Source organism: Arthrobacter sp. BG3, from assembly GCF_056680185.1.
In genome coordinates this window covers 203617-223924 of the sequence record NZ_CM155270.1, presented here as the reverse complement: position 1 = coordinate 223924, position 20308 = coordinate 203617, and the positions used below count along the sequence as shown (strand labels likewise).

17 protein-coding genes and 1 pseudogene are annotated in these 20308 nt (G+C 63.9%); 8 read left to right on the top strand and 10 right to left on the bottom strand.

What is annotated here, in order from left to right; genetic code table 11:
• Positions 1-2 precede the first annotated feature (2 nt).
• Both AC1MFL_RS01060 and AC1MFL_RS01055 read left to right on the top strand, forming a co-directional pair.
• Positions 3-1454, top strand: a complete 1452-nt coding sequence (locus AC1MFL_RS01060; RefSeq protein ID WP_479812749.1) for an aldehyde dehydrogenase — start codon at positions 3-5, stop codon at positions 1452-1454.
• Between the two features lie 40 nt (positions 1455-1494).
• Positions 1495-2595, top strand: a complete 1101-nt coding sequence (locus AC1MFL_RS01055) for an NAD(P)-dependent alcohol dehydrogenase (RefSeq protein WP_479812747.1) — start codon at positions 1495-1497, stop codon at positions 2593-2595.
• A 113-nt stretch (positions 2596-2708) separates the two neighbouring features.
• On the opposite strand, the gene AC1MFL_RS01050 is transcribed toward AC1MFL_RS01055, so the two are convergent.
• A complete protein-coding gene (locus AC1MFL_RS01050; protein ID WP_479812745.1) occupies positions 2709-2888 on the bottom strand; it encodes a hypothetical protein in 180 nt (59 codons plus the stop codon).
• Positions 2855-3349: an NADPH-dependent F420 reductase gene (locus AC1MFL_RS01045; RefSeq protein WP_479812743.1), complete on the bottom strand. Its 495-nt coding sequence runs from the start codon at positions 3347-3349 to the stop codon at positions 2855-2857. The genes AC1MFL_RS01050 and AC1MFL_RS01045 overlap by 34 nt, the downstream gene beginning before the upstream one ends.
• A 316-nt stretch (positions 3350-3665) precedes the next feature.
• Between AC1MFL_RS01045 and AC1MFL_RS01040 the strand changes: the two genes are divergently transcribed.
• A complete protein-coding gene (locus tag AC1MFL_RS01040; protein ID WP_479812741.1) occupies positions 3666-4289 on the top strand; it encodes a cysteine hydrolase family protein in 624 nt (207 codons plus the stop codon).
• Between the two features lie 76 nt (positions 4290-4365).
• Here AC1MFL_RS01040 and AC1MFL_RS01035 read toward each other — a convergent pair whose 3' ends face one another.
• A complete protein-coding gene (locus AC1MFL_RS01035) occupies positions 4366-4956 on the bottom strand; it encodes a TetR/AcrR family transcriptional regulator (protein WP_479812739.1) in 591 nt (196 codons plus the stop codon).
• A gap of 458 nt (positions 4957-5414) precedes the next feature.
• Between AC1MFL_RS01035 and AC1MFL_RS01030 the strand changes: the two genes are divergently transcribed.
• Positions 5415-6515 (top strand): NAD(P)-dependent alcohol dehydrogenase, encoded by a 1101-nt coding sequence (locus AC1MFL_RS01030; protein WP_479812737.1) that lies wholly within the window; start codon positions 5415-5417, stop codon positions 6513-6515.
• Positions 6516-6689: 174 nt separating this feature from the next.
• Here the strand turns inward: AC1MFL_RS01030 and AC1MFL_RS01025 are convergent, their stop codons facing one another.
• Together AC1MFL_RS01025 and AC1MFL_RS01020 are read right to left on the bottom strand one after the other, a co-directional pair.
• On the bottom strand, positions 6690-7886 hold the full coding sequence (locus AC1MFL_RS01025; RefSeq protein WP_479812735.1) for a luciferase domain-containing protein: 1197 nt from the start codon (positions 7884-7886) through the stop codon (positions 6690-6692).
• A 133-nt stretch (positions 7887-8019) separates the two neighbouring features.
• Complete coding sequence (locus AC1MFL_RS01020) at positions 8020-9339, bottom strand: MFS transporter (protein ID WP_479812733.1); 1320 nt, start codon at positions 9337-9339, stop codon at positions 8020-8022.
• 136 nt (positions 9340-9475) lie between these two features.
• Between AC1MFL_RS01020 and AC1MFL_RS01015 the strand changes: the two are divergent.
• Positions 9476-10373: pseudogene (locus AC1MFL_RS01015) on the top strand (IS5 family transposase).
• A gap of 95 nt (positions 10374-10468) precedes the next feature.
• Complete coding sequence (locus tag AC1MFL_RS01010) at positions 10469-11605, top strand: IS701 family transposase (protein ID WP_479811773.1); 1137 nt, start codon at positions 10469-10471, stop codon at positions 11603-11605.
• 172 nt (positions 11606-11777) lie between these two features.
• Here AC1MFL_RS01010 and AC1MFL_RS01005 read toward each other — a convergent pair whose 3' ends face one another.
• From AC1MFL_RS01005 to AC1MFL_RS00990, 4 genes are all read right to left on the bottom strand, one after another.
• Positions 11778-12761: a zinc-binding alcohol dehydrogenase family protein gene (locus AC1MFL_RS01005; RefSeq protein WP_479812731.1), complete on the bottom strand. Its 984-nt coding sequence runs from the start codon at positions 12759-12761 to the stop codon at positions 11778-11780.
• The gene (locus AC1MFL_RS01000; protein WP_479812729.1) at positions 12758-13231 is read right to left on the bottom strand and encodes a MarR family winged helix-turn-helix transcriptional regulator; all 474 of its coding nucleotides are present in this window, start codon (positions 13229-13231) and stop codon (positions 12758-12760) included. The genes AC1MFL_RS01005 and AC1MFL_RS01000 overlap by 4 nt, the downstream gene beginning before the upstream one ends.
• A gap of 65 nt (positions 13232-13296) precedes the next feature.
• Positions 13297-14346, bottom strand: coding sequence for a 2,3-butanediol dehydrogenase (locus AC1MFL_RS00995; RefSeq protein ID WP_479812727.1), 1050 nt, complete (start codon positions 14344-14346; stop codon positions 13297-13299).
• A gap of 124 nt (positions 14347-14470) precedes the next feature.
• Positions 14471-16102, bottom strand: coding sequence for a flavin-containing monooxygenase (locus AC1MFL_RS00990; protein WP_479812725.1), 1632 nt, complete (start codon positions 16100-16102; stop codon positions 14471-14473).
• Between the two features lie 216 nt (positions 16103-16318).
• On the opposite strand from AC1MFL_RS00990, the gene AC1MFL_RS00985 reads away from it, so the two are divergent.
• Positions 16319-18058 carry a helix-turn-helix domain-containing protein gene (locus AC1MFL_RS00985; RefSeq protein ID WP_479812723.1) on the top strand — a complete coding sequence of 580 codons (1740 nt, stop codon included), beginning with the start codon at positions 16319-16321 and terminating at the stop codon, positions 18056-18058.
• A 21-nt stretch (positions 18059-18079) separates the two neighbouring features.
• On the opposite strand, the gene AC1MFL_RS00980 is transcribed toward AC1MFL_RS00985, so the two are convergent.
• Positions 18080-18979, bottom strand: coding sequence for a LysR substrate-binding domain-containing protein (locus tag AC1MFL_RS00980; RefSeq protein WP_479812721.1), 900 nt, complete (start codon positions 18977-18979; stop codon positions 18080-18082).
• A gap of 435 nt (positions 18980-19414) precedes the next feature.
• Between AC1MFL_RS00980 and AC1MFL_RS00975 the strand changes: the two genes are divergently transcribed.
• On the top strand, positions 19415-20203 hold the full coding sequence (locus AC1MFL_RS00975; RefSeq protein ID WP_024366079.1) for an SDR family oxidoreductase: 789 nt from the start codon (positions 19415-19417) through the stop codon (positions 20201-20203).
• Positions 20204-20308 lie beyond the last annotated feature (105 nt).

Here is a 20308-nt window from a genome sequence, read left to right as displayed (position 1 = left end):
TTTTGGAAACGCAACTCATCATTGACAACCAAGCCCGAAGCGCCCGCGAAGGCAAGACGTTCGAGCGTCGAAACCCTGTGACGGGCGCGCTCGTGACCGAAAGCGCGGCTGCCGGCGTCGACGATGCGCTCGACGCTGTTGAGTCGGCGTCACAGGCTTTCAGCACCTGGTCAACGACCGGCCCCACGGAACGGCGGGCCGTCATGCTCAAGGCCGCAGACATCATGGAGCGGCGTGGCGCGGAGTTCATCGAAACGATGATGTCAGAAGTGGGTGCGGCCCAACTCTGGGCCGGATTCAACGTGTTCCTCACGGCACAGCTCTTCCGCGAAGCTGCCGGGCTGGCCACTCAGATCCAGGGGGAGACCCTTCCGACGGACAAACCGGGCACGCTCTCCATGACTGTCCGGCAGCCCGCCGGAGTAGTTCTCAGCATGGCCCCTTGGAATGGCGCGGGCGTGCTGGCGGCCCGGGCGATCGCCTACCCTATTGTTTGCGGCAACACGGTGGTCTTCCGGGCCTCGGAAACCAGCCCGAAGACCCACGCGATCATCGCAGAGGTCCTGCATGAGGCAGGACTTCCGGCCGGTGTGCTTAACTTCCTGACCAGCACACCGGAGGACTCCGACCGTGTCGTGGAATCCATCATCGCCCACCCGGCGGTCCGCCGGATCAACTTCACCGGCTCAACGGCAGTCGGACGCATCATCGCCGAAAAGGCCGCCCGCTACCTCAAGCCCGTGCTGCTCGAGCTCGGCGGCAAGGCACCCTTTGTTGTCCTCGACGATGCTGACATCGACGGGGCCGTCAATGCTGCAGTCTTCGGGTCGTTCCTCTACCAGGGCCAGATCTGCATGTCGACCGAACGATTCGTCGTTGACGAGAGCGTGGCCGACCAGTTCGTCTCCAAGTTCGCAGCACGGGCAGCGCAGCTGGCCACCGGAGACCCGCTGACCGACGAAGCCTGCATCGTCGGCCCCATGATCCGCGAAGAGTCGGGCCCCAGAATCAACGGCCTCATCGATGATGCCCTCGCCAAGGGAGCGGAACTCGTCGTCGGGGCCCGCGCCGACGGTGCCTCGATGCCGGCCACCATCATCGATAAAGTGCGGCCCGGGATGTCCATCTACGATCAGGAAACCTTCGGGCCCATCACCACGGTGGTCCGCGTTTCCGGTGTCGAGGAAGCCGTTCAGGTGGCAAACGACACGGAGTACGGTCTCGCCGCGGCCGTGTTCGGTGCCGACAGCACCCGGGCACTGCAGGTTGCGATGCGAATTCAAGCAGGACATGTGCACGTCAACGGGGCAACCGTTCAGAACGAAGCCCAGGCTCCCTACGGCGGCATGAAAAACAGTGGCTACGGGAGGTTTGACGGCAGGGCCGTCATCAACGAGTTCACCGAGCTGAAGTGGATCACCGTGGAGCAGTCCGACCAGCAGTACCCGTTCTGACCCCACAGGCCCGACCAATCCGAAAAGGAATGACACGACTATGCAGATAACCGCCGCAGTGGCCCGGGAGCCACGGCAACCCCTCACCATTGAAGAACTTGAGCTGGACGACCTCCGCCCGAACGAGGTCCTCGTAAAGATGGTGGCCTCCGGTGTATGCCACACCGACGCCATTGTGCGTGACCAGGTTTATCCCACACCGCTGCCGGCCGTCCTGGGGCACGAGGGAGCCGGGATAGTGGAGCGGATCGGGGCTTCGGTCACCACGGTGCAGCCGGGCGACCACGTCCTGCTCGCGGCCGCCTATTGCGGTAAGTGCGACCGCTGCCGGTCCGGCCAGATGGCGTACTGCGAGAACCTCTTCGCCGCTGACTTCGGGGGCCGGAGGCCCGACGGGACCACGGCACTGAGCAAGGACGGGGAAGTGATCTCCTCCCACTTCTTCGGCCAATCGTCGTTCGCAACCTACGCCAACGTCGTCGAGGAAAGCGTTGTCCGGATCGACTCCGACGTTCCACTGGAGATCGTGGCCCCGCTCGGGTGTGGCATCCAGACCGGAGCCGGTGCCGTTCTCAACGAACTCAAGCCCGTGCTGAACAGTACGCTCGTGGTCATCGGTACCGGCGCTGTCGGCTCGGGTGCGATCATGGCCGGCGGGATCGCGGGGTGCGCCCGGATCATCGCCGTCGATATCCACGCTTCCCGGCTGGACCTCGCGAAAGAGCTGGGAGCGACGGATGTGATCAACACGAAGGAAGTGGACCTGACGGAGGAGATCCTGCGCCTGACGAACGGTCGCGGGGCTGACTACGTGGTGGACACGACCGCCCGGCCGGAGCTGCTCCGCAAAGCAGCCGACGCCTTGGCCCTCCGGGGCACGCTGGCGTTGGTCGGCGCTGCCGCACCCGGAACTGAGGTCTCGTTCGAGATCGGCCTGTCGCTGGTCAAAGGATGGACGTTCAAAACGGTGATCCAGGGAAGCTCCGTACCGCAGGTGTTCATTCCCAAACTCATCCAGTTGTGGAAGGACGGCCGGTTCCCCATGGAGAAGCTGATGCGCAACTACAGCCTCAGTGATATCAACCAGGGGTTCGAAGACTCTGCGGGAGGCGCCGTTATCAAGCCGGTTGTCGTGTTCTAGCCGGCAGTCGGTGCCACTTGCCCTATCACTGGGGACGAAAAGAGGACGACGGCGGGAGAGTTCCCGCCGTCGTCCTCTTGGCTAGTCGGGTGTCGGCTAGTGCCGTACCGCTACTACTTGGTGACCTGGAGTCCGGTGTCCCAGTTGAAGTCGGCGAACTCCGGGTTGGCCTGCATCGTCATGAGGACGAACTGGAAGCCCTCGAGTTCCCGGGCACGCTTGAGCGGACCAACGACCAGCGGGCGCATGCCGCCGGCGCTCACAAGGCTGCTGACGGCGGCGTTGGCTTCCACGTCGTCCCCGGCGATGAAGACGTCGAGCGGCTGTCCACCTGACTCCCCGGCCACCAGGGTGCCGGCGAAGGTCGTGTTGAATGCCTTGACCACGTTGGCGCCGGCAGGGGCAAGCTGTGCGATGTCTTCGGCAGCGGAGTTGCCGGGCTCAACAACCAGGGAATCGAAGGTTTCGAAGTTGCCGGGTTGGTGATGTCCACGATGGTCTTGCCCGCCAAAGCGCCGGCGTAAGCGGTTACGACGGACTTGGCGGCGTCGAAGGGGACAGCCAGGACCACGATGTCACCTTGCGGGGCGTCCGCAGTGGTGCCGAAGGTGGCGCCGGTGCCGAGCTCGGCGGCCAGCTCCTGCGCCTTGGCGGCAACCTGGCCGAGGATCTCGACGGTCAGGCCGCCAGCGAGGGCACGGGTTGCGATGCCGCGGGCCATGTTGCCGTTGCCGATGATGGTGAGGTTCGTCATTGGGTTCTTCTTTCCTAGGATGCGGGCCAGCAGGGTTTTCATCAGGTCCTGTTTCTCTTTGCAGCTTTACTTGAAGCTTCAACTAAATGTACAGCCATTAGATTGAAGCGTCAAGTATTTGGAGACGGGGCAGATTCATGCTTCCATGGAATCTAGTTCTGCGGAATGTATGGCGCTTCGCGGACTCGCGGGCCCTTGTCTTCGCAGCGTAGGGGGTTTGCGGGTCGCTCCGGCCCCGGCATTCCCCGGAACCCGGCTCTAGTCCTGGCAACAAATAATGGATCGGCGTGGGCCGATCGGAAGCCTGAGGTAAGTGATGTTCACACTCGATAGCCGCTCGACAGCGGTCCTGGTGGTCGACATGCAGAACGACAATCTCCATGAGGACGGGGCATTTGCGGGCACGGGGGCGGCGGCGCACGCGGTCCAGCAGGGTGTCGTCCCCAATGTGATGCGAGTCTTGGACGCCGCGCGTGGTGCCGGCGCCGCGGTATTCCACAACCGCATCGTGGTCTACCCCGGCCGCGGCGTCGGCGGTGACAATGCTCCCATCTTCCGGATGCTCGGCCCCGAGTCTTTGAAAGTGGGCTCGTGGGGAGCGTCCGCCGTCGAGGGGACCGGGCCGGTCGGTGACGAGATCGTGATCGATCGGATCCGGATGAGTGCATTTAACGGCACTCCCTTGGACATCATGCTGCGGAACCTTGGCACGAAGACCGTGGTCGTGGTGGGCGTGTGGACCAACATGGCGGTGGAGCACACTGCTAGGGATGCCGCGGACCACGGTTACCGCGTCGTCGTCGTGACGGATGCGACGTCCAGCATCAACGCAGAGTGGCAGGAGGCCGCGCTGGGATTCGCGCTCACCAACATCGCCGAGATTGTTGACACAGATGCCGTGGAGGCTTCTTTCGCCGCCACAGAGAGTTCCGAGCACTGACTGAGGAATCGCGGGTCGGCCTATTGCCCGGGTGGTCTCCCGGGCCTGCGGAGGTCCGCCAGGCCCGGGCCATCAACTAAGAGGCCGTGTCGGCCGTGCCTTCGGCGTCCCGGGCGAGCAGCTCGCTGGTGCGCATGATGGCCACGCGCCGGCGTTGCCCATCCGGCGTGCCTGTTATCACGAGGTGGACGTTAGGGCTCGATACCCAGGCATGGCAAAGCGTCACGATCGTCAGGAGCAGGTCTTCTGCTGCCGCCTCGGTCGCTGCCGGGAGTGCGGTGCGAATTTCGGCCACCTTGTTGGCTGAGCGGAGGGCGCGCATCTCTGCTCCGACCGGATGTCCCCGTTCAAGCCCCTCCCAGAAGGTGAGCCGGGCTAGACTCGGGCGGCTCCTGGACAGATCAAAGTACCGCCCCGCGAAATCGGCGATCGCAACAGGTCCCTGGCCGACGACCGGAACGTCGTCCAGAGCAGTGACGAGCTGGCGGGTGAGTGCCGCCTCAAAGAGTTGGGCTTTGCCGCCGAAGTAGAAGTAGATCCGTTCGCGGTTGCACCCTGAGTTCTGCGAAATCTGGTGAATGCGTGCCCCGGAGAAGCCGCGTTCTGAAAACTCGTTGATGGCGGCATCAAGAAGTTTCTCCCGTGTTGCGTCAGTGTCCCAAGCCATGCACGCCATCTTATCTCCAACCGTTCGTTTGCTTTTGCGAGTTATCCCTCAGTAGCATCAATTCCAACCGTACGTTTGGAGATTGTGTGGAACACGAGGGCAAAGCTCTTGCAGCCGATGAGACAGACGCGCATCATCACCGGACCGCCGGTATTGCATCCGTCCATGTCAGGGCCGTTATTACCTGGCTGGCGATTTGCCCGATGGCCGCAGTGGGCATGAGCGGACTGGCGGCGTGGGCGCCGGGGTGGCCTACCGTCCTCCGCGCTCTCACGCTCACCCTGGTAGTCGTCCCTGCAGCCGTCTACTTCGCTGTGCCCCGCCTGCTCTCGATCCAGGCGCGGCTGAGCCAGGCTGCGGCGCGCACTCAGGCGCGTCGGAGCGCGAACCGCACTTCGCGGATTCGATAACCTCGCCGGGGTGATTCTCATCCCGGCAACAATGATGAGGAGTTTCCCATGCAGATAACTGCAGCAGTCGCGCGCGAGCACGGCTCACCTTTCACAGTCGAACAGCTTGAGCTGGACGCCCTGAGGCCCAATGAAGTCAGGGTGCGCATGGTGGCAACCGGAATCTGCCACACGGACGTACTCGTTCGAGACGGGGTCTATCCGACGCCGCTGCCCGCCGTCCTCGGTCACGAGGGAGCCGGTATCGTCGAAGCAGTCGGCGATTCGGTGGTCTCCGTTATTCCTGGCGATCACGTCGTACTGGCTGCCGCATACTGCGGGCATTGCAAGCGTTGCCGCAACGGGCAGATGGCGTACTGCGAGAACCTCATGGCGGCAGACTTCGCCGGGCGTCGTCTCGATGGCCAAACGTCGCTGAGCAAGGGCGATGAAGCCATTTCCTCCCACTTCTTCGGCCAGTCGTCCTTCGCGACATACGCAAACGTTGTCGAGGAGTCGGTGGTCCGGGTGGACAAGGACGTGCCGCTTGAACACCTCGGCCCGCTGGGCTGTGGCATCAACACCGGGGCGGGAACTGTGCTCAATGAACTCAAGCCGGAGATCGGGTCTTCACTTGTTGTTTTGGGCGCCGGCGCCGTCGGCTGCGCCGCTGTGATGGCGGCGCGGATCGCGGACTGTGCCATCATTGTCGCCGTCGACATCCATGATTCCCGATTGGAACTCGCCCGGGAACTTGGCGCGACACACGTCATCAATTCAAAGACCGACGACGTCGCCGCGCGGCTTCGTGAAATCACGGAGGACGCGGGCGTTGACTACGTCGTGGACACCACGGGCCTGCCGGCACTCCTCCGCCAGGCGGCCGACGCCCTGGGGGTGCGCGGAACACTCGCCCTCGTCGGCGCCGCCAAACCCGGCACCGAGGTCAGCTTCGAGATTGGTGCGTCCCTCGTGAAGGGCTGGACCTTCAAGACCGTGGTCCAGGGCAGTTCTGTGCCGCAGGTCTTCATTCCCCGGCTGATCCAGCTTTGGAAAGACGGGCGATTCCCGTTCGAAAAGCTCGTCAGTGACTACACCCTTGATGACATCAATCAGGGCTTCGAAGACTCCAGGAGCGGCAAGACGATCAAGCCGGTCATCATCTTCTGATGAGTCGGCAGGACCTCGGAGCCGGCGGTTTCCAGGGTTCTTGGGATGTCCGCTCATCAGGACGATGAGAAGGCTATCCAAAAACGCCCGGCTGGGAGAGTCCCAGCCGGGCGTTTTGGTCGGAGGTGCGGCCGATGTCGCGGTGGAGCGCGCACCGTTGCCTTGCTGGGGGTACTATCTGACGGCGTTGGTCTCTGCGGCGTAGGCGTGGCTGGTCTCGACCATTCCAGCCACCAGGTGCAGCTCATTCTCGTCGCGGGGCCCGTAGACCATAACCATGCCTCGGGCCAATCGGATGCCCGCCAAGGGGTGGGCCACGGCCCAGCCCTTGGCGACTGCGTCCCCGACCAGTTCCGGCGGCAGAGCCAGGTGGAGCGAGCCGTCATGGGCCGGGTGCTGGTGGGCAAACTCGCCGACTGAGGGAACCAGGAATGAGTCGATGGGGGCATCGGGCGCCGGCTTCACCATAAGGCCCCGCGCGCCCGGGACGGAGATCGCGGACTGGGAGGTTGAGACGCCGGCGAGCAAACGGATCCGGGCGAATAGTCTTTCCTGCAGGTCCCGTGGCGCGTTGTCACTGAGCTGTTCCTGCGGGATGGTCCACGACACCGCGGGACGCTGACCGGCCCGCACGGGCAGGCTTCCCGCCGGCAGCGCCGCCCAATGAACACTGTCAGCACTCCGGTCATTTGCGTCTGGCCGGGTAAGGAACGAAAAACGCTCGTGAATCCAGCCCCCGAGTTCACCGAGCGTCTGAGCGCTGATTTGGTGCCCGCCGGGGTCGCGCCGGGCATAGGCCGGGGCTGCCGAATCAGTCAGCAGGTACTGCCACGTGTGCTCCAGGAGTTCCCGGGGGATTACTTTGTCTTGGTCGCCCTGTGCGACGAAAACCGGAAGGCCGGTCAGCCGGGCCGGCGTGACGGGGACCCCGGCGTCGAACGGCAACGTGCCATACAGGATGGCCGCTCCGGCAAAGCGTTGCGGGTCCGCAAGGATGAGCCCGCCCGCGAATGCTGCTCCGCCGCTGAACCCGACGAGCACCACAGGCCGTCCATCCGGGGCAACGGTATCGAGCCAGTTTCGGAACCACGCCATGGAAGCAGTCAGGGACTCGGCAATCGGGCGGCCGATGCCACGGTTGGCAAACCATGCATAGCCGCCGCCCTCGGCGATGGGCGCCCGTACTGCGGCGTAGGCGGGGCCGGACGGCAGTTGGTCGGCAAGGGCGATGATCTCACGCTCGCTTGAGCCGCGGCCATGCAACAGCACCACCAGTGGCGCCGCCGGATCGGATGAGCCGGCGGTTGCCACTACATGTGAGGGGCTCGAGGACGGCGCTTCGGCGGCCGCTGGCTGATCGGGGACTCGCATGATGGCTCCTGCTCGGGTCGGTGTAATTGAGGCTTGTTGAAGCTTCAACTATCGTTGACGGTCGAATATTCCCCGACCAACTCTTGGGAGCAGAAAGGCCCCACACCTGGTAGAACTGCTGTGGTTGCGAGAGTCACGCCTGCCCGGACGTTTCCGGCATCCGGGCGAGGACGGGGAGTACCGACAGCGCCACTGCGGCCACCAGTGCGCCGGGGAGGAGCGTCCACCCGGTTGCCTGTGTCAGCAGGGTCGCCAGGTACGGTGCCAGCCCGCCAAAAACTGCTGTCGCGGCCGTTGCACCCAACGCCAGCCCCGTGAGCCTGCCGGCAGGGTGGAACTGTTCGGCGGCCGCCGATGCTCCTACAGCGGTAATGCCGCCGGCCGTGCAGGCCAAGACGACGGCCGCGCAAAGTGCGGCCCCCACTGAATTGAAGGACATCAGGGCGAACATGGGTATCGGCAGGGCGATGGCCAGGACGCACAACCACAGCAGCGTCGTCCGCCGTCCGATCCTGTCTGAGATCGCGCCCGCGTACGGCGCCACCACGATCACCGTCACGGAGGCCGTGGTGGACAGCCACAAGGAGCTGCCCTCCGGAAAGCCGGACACCGACGTCAGGTAAGTTGGCACGTAGATGATGCCTACGTAGTAGGTGATCGACGCCAACGCGGAAATAGCGAATGTCCGATAGAGGCCGGCCCGCTGGGTGTGAAGGATGAACCTCAGGGGGTCGCGTCCCGCGCCCGTTGGCTGCTGTCTGGCAAATACGGGGGTCTCGCCCAGCCTTGTTCGAGCGGCCAGCGTTGCCACGGCCAGCAGCGCACCGAGTCCAAAAGGAATACGCCAGCCCCAGTCATCCAGCGCCGCCCGGTCCAGCATCGTCGTCGTGATCGCAGATACCGCGACAGCCAGCAGGACCCCAATCTCGCTCGCCATGGACGCCAGAGCCGTGACCAAGCCGCGGCGTCCGGGCCGGGCACCTTCGTAGAGGTAGGTGCTGATGGCGGAGTATTCCCCGCCGACGGAGAAGGCCATCAGGCACCGCAGGGCGAGGAAGGCAGCCCCGGCCGTGGCGCCCGCCTGTGCGTGCGTGGGGAGAAGGGTGGTGGCGAACATGGCCGCAGCCATGACGGCCATGCTCGCCAGCAACACGGGCCGTCGGCCGAAGCGGTCCCCGAAGCGTCCGAACACCAGTGCGCCGACAGGCCGCAAGAGGTAGGACGCGGCGAACACCGCGAGCGTGGCCAACAAGGATTCCGAGCCGCCGCCGAAAATGACGCGGGACAGGATGGTAGCCATGAAGAGGTACAGGGTGAAGTCGTACCATTCCACGATGGTGGAAAGGGCTGCGACAGCGATCGAGGTCCGCGGCAGGGAATCGCCGGCGGCGGTGCCACCTGCCGGGCGTTCTTCCTGGCGCGGTGGGCGCGGGAGGGCAGCGAAAAGGGGCATGGGTTCAACTCCTGGTTTAGAGGCAAGGCAGAGGCCAGCCCCATGAGGTTGAGCCGTGCCGGATCGGGGTCTTTAGGCGGTGACGCCTAGGGCGCGTCTCCCAATTGGGTCTCGTCTGCTTTGGCATGCTTGAATCATGTCGCGTACTGCCGTCCTGACCGATGCCCAATGGGAGCGGATTGAATCCTTGATGCCCAGCTCCGACGGGAGCCGTGGGAGACCGTTTCAAAACCACCGGCTGATCGTTGAAGGCATCATCTACCGTTTCCGGGCGGGAATTCCCTGGCGCGACCTGCCGGAGACCTTCGGCCCGTGGCAGACAGTCTGGAAACGCCACCGCCGCTTCAGTGGCGACGGAACCTGGGACAAAATCCACTCCCGGATCCTGGCGGAGGCCGACGCGGCCGGGATGATCGACTGGGAAGTCTCCGTGGACTCCACGGTCAACCGGGCCCACCAGCACGCCACGAACCTCACCCGCCACACAGGGGGACCTGTCGAATTACATGAATCTGTTAGAGGAACCGCCTGACCACGGGATCGGCAGGTCCCGCGGCGGGCTGACAACGAAGATCCATCACCTCTGCGACGGCAAGATGCGCCCGCTGGTCATGCTGCTCGGTCCCGGGCAGGGCGGGGACTCCCCAATGTTCCCGCACCTGCTGGACTCCCTCAGCGTTCCCCGGCTGGGTCCGGGCCGGGCCCGTTCCCGCCCGGCCCGGGCCCTGGCGGATAAGGCGTACTCCTCAAAGGCCAACCGGGATCTTCTGCGCCGGCGCGGCATCCAGGCGGTGATCCCGGAACGCTCCGATCAGGAAGCGAACCGCAAACGCCGCGGCAGCAAAGGCGGCAGACCAGTAGGGCTGGACACGGAAGCCTACAAGCGACGAAACGTCGTCGAACGGTCCTTCAACATCTTCAAGCAATGGCGCGGACTCGCCACCCGGTACGACAAGCTCGCCCTGACCTACCGCGGCGGAGTCGTCCTCCGCGCCATCACCATCTGGCTCAAGGAATTAGGAGACATGCCCTAGTACTACAGTTGCGTTTAATTTTGGCTGTATCGGCGGTTTAACCGGACTTTCCGCTCGCGGCCTGTTAATCGTTGGTGGTGAGTGATGATATTTGTGTGGCGGACGTAGAAGAGTGGGCCGAAGGTCTGGAAGAAATCGGCGATCTGATTGGGCACCGGTTTGCCCGGTCCGAACCGCGGCGAAACGCTGTGGGGTATGTGCGAGGGCTGCTGTCGGACGAGGAACGCAAGAACTCCTGGACCCTGTCCGAACGCGCCGGGCACGGCACCCCGGATGGCATGCAACGCCTGCTCTCGACCACCGACTGGGACCCGGACGCCGTGCGGGATGACCTGTATGCCTACGTCAACCGCCACCTGGGCGATCCGGACGGGATCCTGATCATTGACGAGACCGGATTCCTCAAGAAGGGTGCCGCCTCAGCCGGGGTCGCACGCCAGTATTCGGGCACCGCCGGGCGCGTGGAGAACTGCCAGATCGGGGTGTTCCTGACGTACTCCGCCCCGGCTGGGCGCACCCTGCTGGACCGGGAACTCTACCTGCCTAAAGCCTGGGCCGATGACCGGGAAAGATGCGCCCGGGCCGGGATCCCCAAAACCCGGGAATTCGCCACGAAACCGGTACTGGCAGCGGACATGATCGACCGCGCCCTGGATGCCGGGATCCCTGCCCGCTGGGCCACCGGGGACGCGGTCTACGGGCAGCACACGGGGCTGCGCCGCCGTCTGGAAGCCAAGGGGTTGCACTACGTGCTGGCGATTCCCATGAACCAGAACGTCATCGCCCCCACCACCGGGATCGGCGAGCAATGGCGCGCCGATAGGCTCATCGCCTCGCTGCGCGCCAATGCCTGGCGGACCCGGACGGCCGGGGCCGGGACCAAGGGCGACCGCCGGTATTCCTGGGCACGCACCCGCATCAACGGACCCGCCGAAACAGGGGAACACTGGCTATTGGCCCGCCGCTCCCTGAAAGACCCCTCCGATCTGGCTTACTACATCTGCCATGGCCCGAACCGGGTCTCGCTGGCCGAGCTGGTGAGGATCGCCGGCGCCCGCTGGGCCATCGAGGAAACCTTCCAAACCTCCAAAGGGGAAACCGGACTGGACCACTACCAAGTGCGCCAATACACCGGCTGGTACCGCCACATCACCCTCTCCATGTTCGCCCAGGCCTTCCTGACTGTGGTCCGCTCCAAAAAAGGGGCCCTGCCGCCGGAGACATGGAACTGATCCGGCTCTCGCTGCCCGAAATCAGGCGGCTGCTCGTCCGGCTCGTCTGGCACCGCACCACCAGTCCAAAGCGCGTCCTGGAACACTCAACCTGGCGACGAAAACACCAACACCGCGCACGACATAGTCATTACAAAGCCCGCGGACATACCCCATAAACGCGACTGTAGTACTAGGTGGTGACGACGAGTTTGCCGCTGGTGCGGCTTTCCTCCATGTCGGTGTGGGCCTGGACGATGTCATTGAGGGTGTAGACCTTGCCGATGGGGACGGTTGCGGTGCCGTCGCTGACGGCCTGCAGGAATTCCTGGAGCACATTGCGGGGAAGGTCGGCGGCTCCGCCGGTGTAGGAGGTGAGTCGGACGCCTCGGGGGATGTAGTCGATGGGGTAGAAATCGGGGATGGTCCACTGGTTTGAGAGCATGCCGGTGAAGCAGACGACGCCGTGGACCCGGGTGGCGTGTAATGTGTCGCGCAATGTCGGAGTGCCGACGAGTTCGAGGGCAGCGTCGACTCCGCCGGGAACAATGCGGCGCACGGCGGCCGCGAGGTCGCCATCGTCAATCAGGACATGGTCGACGCCGATCGAGGCCAGAGCCTCCTGCTTGGCCCCGTTGCGGGTTGACGCGAGAACGGTGAGCCCGGCGCGTTTGGCAAGGATGGCGGCGGCCATGCCGACGGACGAGGTTCCGCCGCGGATGAGCAGGCTCTGGCCGGGCTGGATGTCCAGGCCGATGGTGAGGGAGCCATGTGCGGTCTGGAGCATCTCCGGGACGGCGCCGATGATGGGCCAGGGCAGGTCTGATTCGAACGGAATGACCTGGCGTGCCGGCACGCACGTGTACTCGGCATAGCCGCCGTCGAAGACGCGGCCCATGCCGCCCATCAGCGTGACGACCTTTTGCCCGACGCTGAATTCGCCGCCGGGGGAGTGCACCACCTCCCCGGCTGCTTCGATCCCGGGCACACGCGGAAAGGTGACGCCGTCGGCCAGCCCCAGGCGGGTATGCAGTTCTGAGCGGTTGAGCCCGAAGGCCCGGACCCGGATGAGCACCTGGCCGGGCCCGGGCGCAGGAATAGCCCTTTCCCGAATGACCAGAGCCTCCGCCGGCCCGGGGCCGTCCAGCACAACGGCCCGCATGGTGCCGCCGCTCACTGCCCGGCCACCTTGGAGTCCAGCACAGGCCGATGTGCACTGCGCACACGTGCCAGGAGTCCGAGCAGGATGCTGGCCTCCTGCGTGGTCAGGGCCGGGGTGAACCAGCGGGCAAGTTCTGCCTCGACCACTTGGCGGCCCTGAGCAACCACCGCGGCCCCGGCCGGCGTGAGTTCCAGCAGGGAGGAACGCCGGTCGCCCGGGTTCATCTTCCGCGAGCAGAACCCCGCCGCCTCAACACGGTCAATGAGCTTGCTGGCGCCGCCCACCGTAATGGACAGCGCCGACGCAATATCGAACACCCTGCACGCGCCGACGGTAGCAACAACAACCATCGCCTCGTACCTTCCGAGGGGCAGACCGCATTCATCGCGCAGGCGGGCATCAACCGCGTCCCACAGCTCCGTTTCGAGCCGTGTCAGCACACTGAATAGCGGATAGAAGGCAGCGGGGTCGTCTCTGGTGTCCATGGAACGAGGCTAGCAGATACATTCCACGGAAGATAATTCCTTGTTTTCTACTTTTGCCGAGGGGATCAGAGAGCAGGATCGACCAGCAACTTCATTTTCTGGCCGGCCCGGAGCTTCTCGAAGCCTTCCTGGACCACTCCACTGAGGGGGATGTCCTCAACCCACCCTGTCGTGTTGTAGTGACCTTTGGCCATGAGGTCGATCACCGCTGAATAGTCGGCTCCGGTGTAGCAGATGGTCCCTTGGATGCGCCGCTCCCGCAGCACGAGGTTGATGAGCGGCGTCGGGAGAGGCTTTTCATAAATCGCCACGCTGACCAGCGGCCGGCGTTCACCGAGGCATTCCAGGGCTGATTGGACGGCAGGTGCAACCCCGGCGGCGTCGAAGGCCGCGTCAACACCGTCTCCGTTGGTCAGGTCGGCAATGAGCGCGGTCACGTCCTGGCTGCTGGGATCCAGCGTGCGTGCGCCAAGTGTCTCAATGGACTTTCGGCGGGTCTCCGACGGTTCAACGACGTCGATTTCGGTCAGTCCCATCCCGCGGAGGGCAAACCAGATGCCGATGCCGATAGGCCCGGCGCCGTAAATCAGCGCGCGGCTCTGGTCGTTGACTTCGCCCATGGTCGCGGCGTGATAAGCCACGGACATTGGCTCCACCAGTGCACCCATTTCGAGCGAGACATTGTCGGGGAGCTTGTGCACCTGATTGCTTGGCACGACTGTGTACTCTGCCATTCCGCCGTCGGCCATCAGCCCATGGAACCCGATCACGTTACACAGGTTGTAATGCCCGCTCTTGCACGGGCGGCACACACCGCAGCGGTAAATGGGCTCGACCGTGACCCGGTCACCCTCGCGGACATCGGTGACGTTCTTACCGACTTCCGTCACCACTCCGGAGAATTCATGGCCCAGGGTCAGGGGCAGGCATTGGCCCGTGAGGGGGTGCGGGTCGGTCGGAGGAATGAAGATCGGGCCATCGTAGTACTCATGAAGGTCGGTACCGCAGATTCCGTTCCGGCTGACCTTGATCTTCACCTGGCCTTCCGCCGGGGAAGGTTCCTGAACGTCCCGGATCTCAAGTTTGTTCTTGCCGTAGTAGACCGCTGCGCGCATGGCGCCTCCTAGTTGTATGTGGGCATCAGATGATGCGGATGAGAATCTCGTTTACGAACTCGCGGGACAGCCCGGGACGGGCGGCGCGGCCGCTGTCCGTCCCGGGCTGTCCCTGCGGTGCCGATCAGGCCGGCGTCAGTGCCTTGCTGTCGGTCATGAAATTCGGGTAGTTGTTCGAGGCCTCCTCGGCGAGGATGGAACGGTACTGCTGGATGCCGCCGAGGTAGAACATCACAGTCCGCTTCTTGCCCGGGATGTTCGCCCCGAAGATCCACGAAGCGGCCTGGGGGAAGAGGGTCTGATGGGCGATATCCGAGCAGGTCTCCGTCCAGTCAGCCTCAGTGTCGGCCTTGGCTTCGATCCAGCCGGTACCGGAGCTCGACACATGGCCGATAGTTTCGCTGATCCACTCGACCTGGGCCTCGATCGAGGGCGGAAGGTTGGTGAAGGGGCCGTTGGGGCCGAGGATCATGAACATGTTCGGGAAGCCACTGGTTGCCATGCCGAGATAGCTCGTCGGGCCGCCGGCCCAGTGTTCCTTCAGCGTTTCGCCGTCCCGGCCACGAATATTGACGCGGACGTAGTTGCCGTCCACAGCGTCGAAGCCGGTAGCGCAGATGAGTACGTCAAGTTCGTGCAGGGTTCCGTCAGCCGTGACGATGCCTTGCTCCGTCACCTGCTCGATCGGGTTCTCTTTGACATTCACGAGGGAGACGTTTGGGCGGTTGAACGTTTCGTAGAAACCCGAATCGCAAAGCGGCCTGCGGGCGTAGAGGTCCGTCGGCGTCAGTTTTCGGCGGGTCTCAGGGTCCTTCACGATATCGGCGATCTTCCGGCGGATGAACTTGGCCGCCTCTTCGTTGGCTTCCGGGTCAGTGGCAATATCAGAGAAGGTCTCGAACATGAAGCGGAACCCTCCGCCTTCCTCCCAGGTCCGCTGGTAGATGCGTTCGCGCTCTTCCGGGCTGACGCTGAACGTCGGAACGGCGCTCTCCACGAAGCCCATGGCGACGGACGAGTTCCGGACCTGATCCCAGTTGGCCTCAAAGTTGTCCCGGTGCCCCTGCTGTTCCTGCAACGTAAGTTCGCGGTTGCCGGCAGGCACGCTGTACTGCGGGGTGCGCTGGAACGAGGTCAAGTGAGCAGCGACGGGTGCGGTGGCCGTGATCACCTGGTTGCCGGTGGAACCATTGCCGATCACACCTACACGCTTGCCAGCCAGATCCAGGTCCTCGGGCCAGGCGCCGGTGTGCACCAGGCGGCCCTGGAACGATTCCATCCCGGGGAATTTGGGCAGGTTTGTCGCGGAGAGCAGGCCGAGACCCGTGACGAGGAACCGGGACTGGAACGTGACACCCCGGTCGGTCCGCACCGTCCAGATCCCGGTGGTCTCGTCGAATTCAGCGTCAGTCATGCCGGTTTCGAGTTGAATGTGTTCACGGAGGCTGTACCGGTCCACGACGCCGTTCAAGTACGCCAGAATCTGGCGCTGGGGCACATATTTGGTGGTCCACGGGGTCTGCTGGTAGAGCTCCCGATCGAACGAGTACTGGTAGACGAAGCTCTCCGAGTCCGAGAGGGCGCCGGGATACTTGTTCCAGTACCAGGTCCCGCCCACGCCCCCTGCGCGGTCAATGGCGACGGCGTTGAGACCGAGTTCGTTGCGCAGCTTGTGCAGCATGTAGATGCCACCGAAGCCTGCTCCGACGACGAGTGCGTCGAGCTGGTAGATCTTCTCGGGGACGGCGTTGTCCATGATGTCATTTCCTCCGACTAAGTGGGCTCTGTGAGATAATTCACTTTGTAGTTACCAGTCTGTGGTGGCACAACAAGGACGCGGTGTCTCGATTTGGGACACTTCCGTTCGACCCGAGAATCCGGGATTGATACCCTCTCAGCACCAATCGCGAGTGCTGACGAGTGTTGATTGGCCGACATCCGGGCTGGCGGACGACATTGCAAAGGGGCAGATATGTCCGATCCGGTGCGGGAAGCGCGGGAGCAGCTGATTCGCGTTGGCCTCACAGGACCCTATGGGGCCAACGATGCAGTGCCGGACCTGATCGTGCGCAGTTGGCGACGGTCGCTCAGCAGCGCCGTCGAAAGCTCGGTCCCGTCTCAACGTTTTCAAGACGTGGATACGGACTCTCTGCTGTGCCGGGCTGCAGTTCCTGTGCTCGATCGTTGGCAACACCAGCTCGCTGACACTGGGACCACACTCTTCCTCAGCGACCGGGGCGGCAGCATCGTTGCCCGGCGAACGAGTGACAACAGTGAGCGACGGCGCCTCGACAGCATGCACGCGGCGGAGGGCTTCGACTACTCCGAGGAATCCATTGGCACGAACGGCTTGGGCACGTCCATGGTCGAGAAGCGCCCGGTTTTCGTCAAGGGGAGCCAGCACTACAATGACGCCTTGACCGCCCTGGCGTGTGCGGCTGCGCCCGTCTATACACCGGCCGGTCTGGTCGTTGGCTCAGTCTCGCTGGGCGGCCCACTCGAGGCTGCCAGCCCGATCATGCTGTCGCTGACGCGGGAGATCAGCCAGCAGATTGAGGAGAGATTCCGGGCGTCCTCCCGGCCCCAGGATCTCGCACTTGCGATGTCCTTTATGCGTTTCAGCAGCTCACAGCGTCCTACGGTGGTGATGGATCGAGAGTCCATCCTGGCTAACACGCCGGGCCTGCCCTTCGTCAGTGTCGCGTCGCATGTCATGCTCTGGGAAGTGCTCAAATCCCACGACTGGTCATCCAGCAATACACTGCGTCGTGAATTGGAGGCCACCTCCATTGAGGTCACGGCCCGGAGGGTGGTGGATGGGCCGCGTGAGCACTACGTGGTGCACTTCTCCGATCTGAGTAACGCGTCCGACAACCCGTCGGGGCTGGCCTTGCCTTCTGGGGCACGGCTCGAGGGCAAAGGCGCGCCGGCCCCGAGCAAGACTGCCCCGGCCGTTGTCTTGGTAGATGGACCGAGTGGTTCCGGACGCGCGACAGTCGCCGGGAGGCGGCGTACGGAGTGGGGAAGTACGGCGCGTTGTGAAGTATTTGTCCTGTCCGCCGGGGCCGCTACTCCGTGGAGGGCCATCGAGGAGCTCCTGGCAGGCGGTACCGACGTGCTGATCCGGCGGATCGAGGACCTTGCGGAGAACGAGGTTGCGGATTTGGCCGCTGTCGTCGAGCGGCACCGGCAAGCCAGGTCCGATGGGCAGCGCGCAAGCAGCCTTCTACTGACGTCCTCGCGAGATGATGCTGCGCCAGCTGTTCGGGTCTTTATTGACACCACCGGAACCGTGGAGCGTACCGATGCCCTGGCCCGGACACCGGAGAGGATTCCCGGACTGGTCAAGGCCATCCTCAACGTGGTTGACCCGGAGTCGCGGCACACCATCTCGCCGGCTGCCCTGCAGTCCATGGTTCAGTGGAACTGGCCCGGCAATATCGCCGAACTTGCCGACACTGTAGCCGCCCTGATTGGAGATGCGAAAGGCTCGGTCATCGAACGCCGGCATCTGCCGAAACATCTGCAGCAGGCGCCCCCGCGACGCCACATGAGCATGATGGAGACGGCGGAGCGTGGGGCCATCATCAGGGCACTCGACGCGGCCGGGGGCAACAAATCGGAGGCCGCAGCCCTGCTGGGTATGGGGCGGTCCACACTGTATCGGCGGCTGCGCCAGCTTGGCCTCGATACCGGCGAAGGGTCGATCTGATTCTGGTGGCCGCGGCCCGCATCAGGCCCCGGTGTCGCCGTCGAGGCTGATGACTTCTTCCAGCACAGCCTGTAGAGCCGGACTTGCATCGTTGCGGCGCCATGCTGCCCTGAGGTCGACATCGGCGGTGGAGTCCTCGAGGGGAATGAACACAACATGCGGATCTGTCGCATTCCGCGCGACAGACGCCAATGTCAGATGGCACCCGACTTCGGCGCTTACCAGCGCCAGCGCGGTCTGCGTGTCAGGGGCCACCTGAACGATGTCGGCGACAAAACCGTTGGCATGGGCCAGTCGCCGAAGCCGATCTGGCAGGACCGCGCCCTCGAAAGGCGTCAGCGATATGAAGGCCTCAGTGGCAAGCCGCCCCATTGCGATCCGGCGTGAGCCGGCAAGCGGGTGGGTGTCAGGCATTGCCACCACGAGTGAGTCCCGCATGACCACACGGGAGGACACCTCTGCCGGGATGACATCCCACCGTCCCAGGGCGATGTCCGTCTCCCCTTGCACCAGTTTCTTCATCGCAGGCTGGGCGAAATTCTGGCTGGACAGCTCCAGCTGAATCCTTGGCCTGTTGGACTTCACCTGCCTGGCGAGTCGGGCCACCAGCTGGTGGGTAGAAACGCCAGCAAAAGCAATTCGCACCAATCCGGCCTCGCCGTTGTCGGCGGACCGCACGGCCTCCTCGGCTCGGCGAAGGGCCTCAAAAACCTCGGTGGCAGGGGCGACCAGCGCCTGCCCACTGGACGTGAGCTTCACGGAACGGGTGTTGCGGTCCAGCAGGCGCGTTCCGAGCTCAGTTTCGAGCTGTTTGATGGTCCGGCTTAGGGGCGGCTGGGTCATATTTAGGCGTTCGGCCGCCCGCCCGAAATGGAGTTCCTGTGCCACTGCAAGGAAAGCCCTCAGCTGCCCAACGTCCATGTTCTGCTCGCTCTTCTCGTTTTCCCACCCTTTTCATTATTGAGTAAAAGGTATCACTGGAATCCTATTGAAGCGCCGGAACTGCAACAATTGTTGCTGCTCGACGTAGGGCAGGCTTTCAGTGCAAGTTTGGGGAGACGGGCCGAGCGGGCAACCAAAAGGTGTGTGCAAGGTTTGAACACTTCGGTCATCAGCGAGGAAGCGTCTTGCAGGATGAGGAAGTGCCGCAATCGCGGGACATCCCTCGGCTCACCGACGAGCTATGGGTGATTACAGAAGAACGCCGGGAGGCAGACGGTGCGCGGCTGACTAGTGGCGCTGTGAAAGGGGCAAGGCTCCAGCCTTCGCCTTGCCAGCGCAGGGCAGCCCCAACGCGGCCCGGTCGGTCTCCGCACCTCTGCTCTAAGTACTCCCACTAGAGCTATAGGAGACAACATGTCACGTCGTGTAGAGGATCGCAGCATCCTAGTTACAGGTGCCGGCAGCGGTATGGGCCGCGTTATCGCCCTCGCGCTGGCCGGCGAGGGAGCGAGCGTCACGCTACTCGATCTAAATCTCGACGCAGCTAAAAGTGTCAAGGACGAGATCACCGCCGCAGGCGGTAGAGCTGTCGCCGTTTCCGGTAACGTCGTCAATCGAGCCGACGTCGCGATGGCCGTCAAAACCAGCGTGGAGTCGTTCGGCCGGCTGGACTGCATGTTCGCCATCGCGGGCATTATCAAGCCGACGCACTTCCTCGAGACCACTGAAGAGAACTTCCGCAGCACGCTCGACGTGAACGCCTTGGGAACCCTTATCTGCCAGCAGGAGGCTGCCAAGCAGATGATCAAGCAGGGCGACGGCGGCAAGCTCATCGTCACGTCCTCGATCGCAGGCCGTCAGGGCTACCCGAACTTCGCGTCCTACTGCGCGAGCAAGTTCGCGGTGACCGCTCTGAACCAGTCAGCCGCCCACGCACTCGCGAAGCACAAGATCACATCCAATGCCTTTGCCCCCGGTGTCGTGGACACCCCGCTGTGGAAGAAGCTGGACTTGGACCTCATGGACATGGGCGATTCGTCCCGTCCTGGCGAGGCCTTCGAATCGTTTTCCGGAGCGAACCTGATCGGTCGCAAAGGTGTCCCAGAGGACGTGGTGGGCACGGCGCTCTTCCTCGCTTCCTCGGACTCCGATTACATGACAGGCCAGACCATCATGATCGACGGCGGCATGGTCCTCGTGTAACCAACTGAGCGCGCTGCCACCCGATGGGCCCGGGTTCGTGAGCCCCTTAGACCAGGGCACAGCGGGGGGCACATCATTGTCCATAACTGTGCCTGTGGCCCGGTC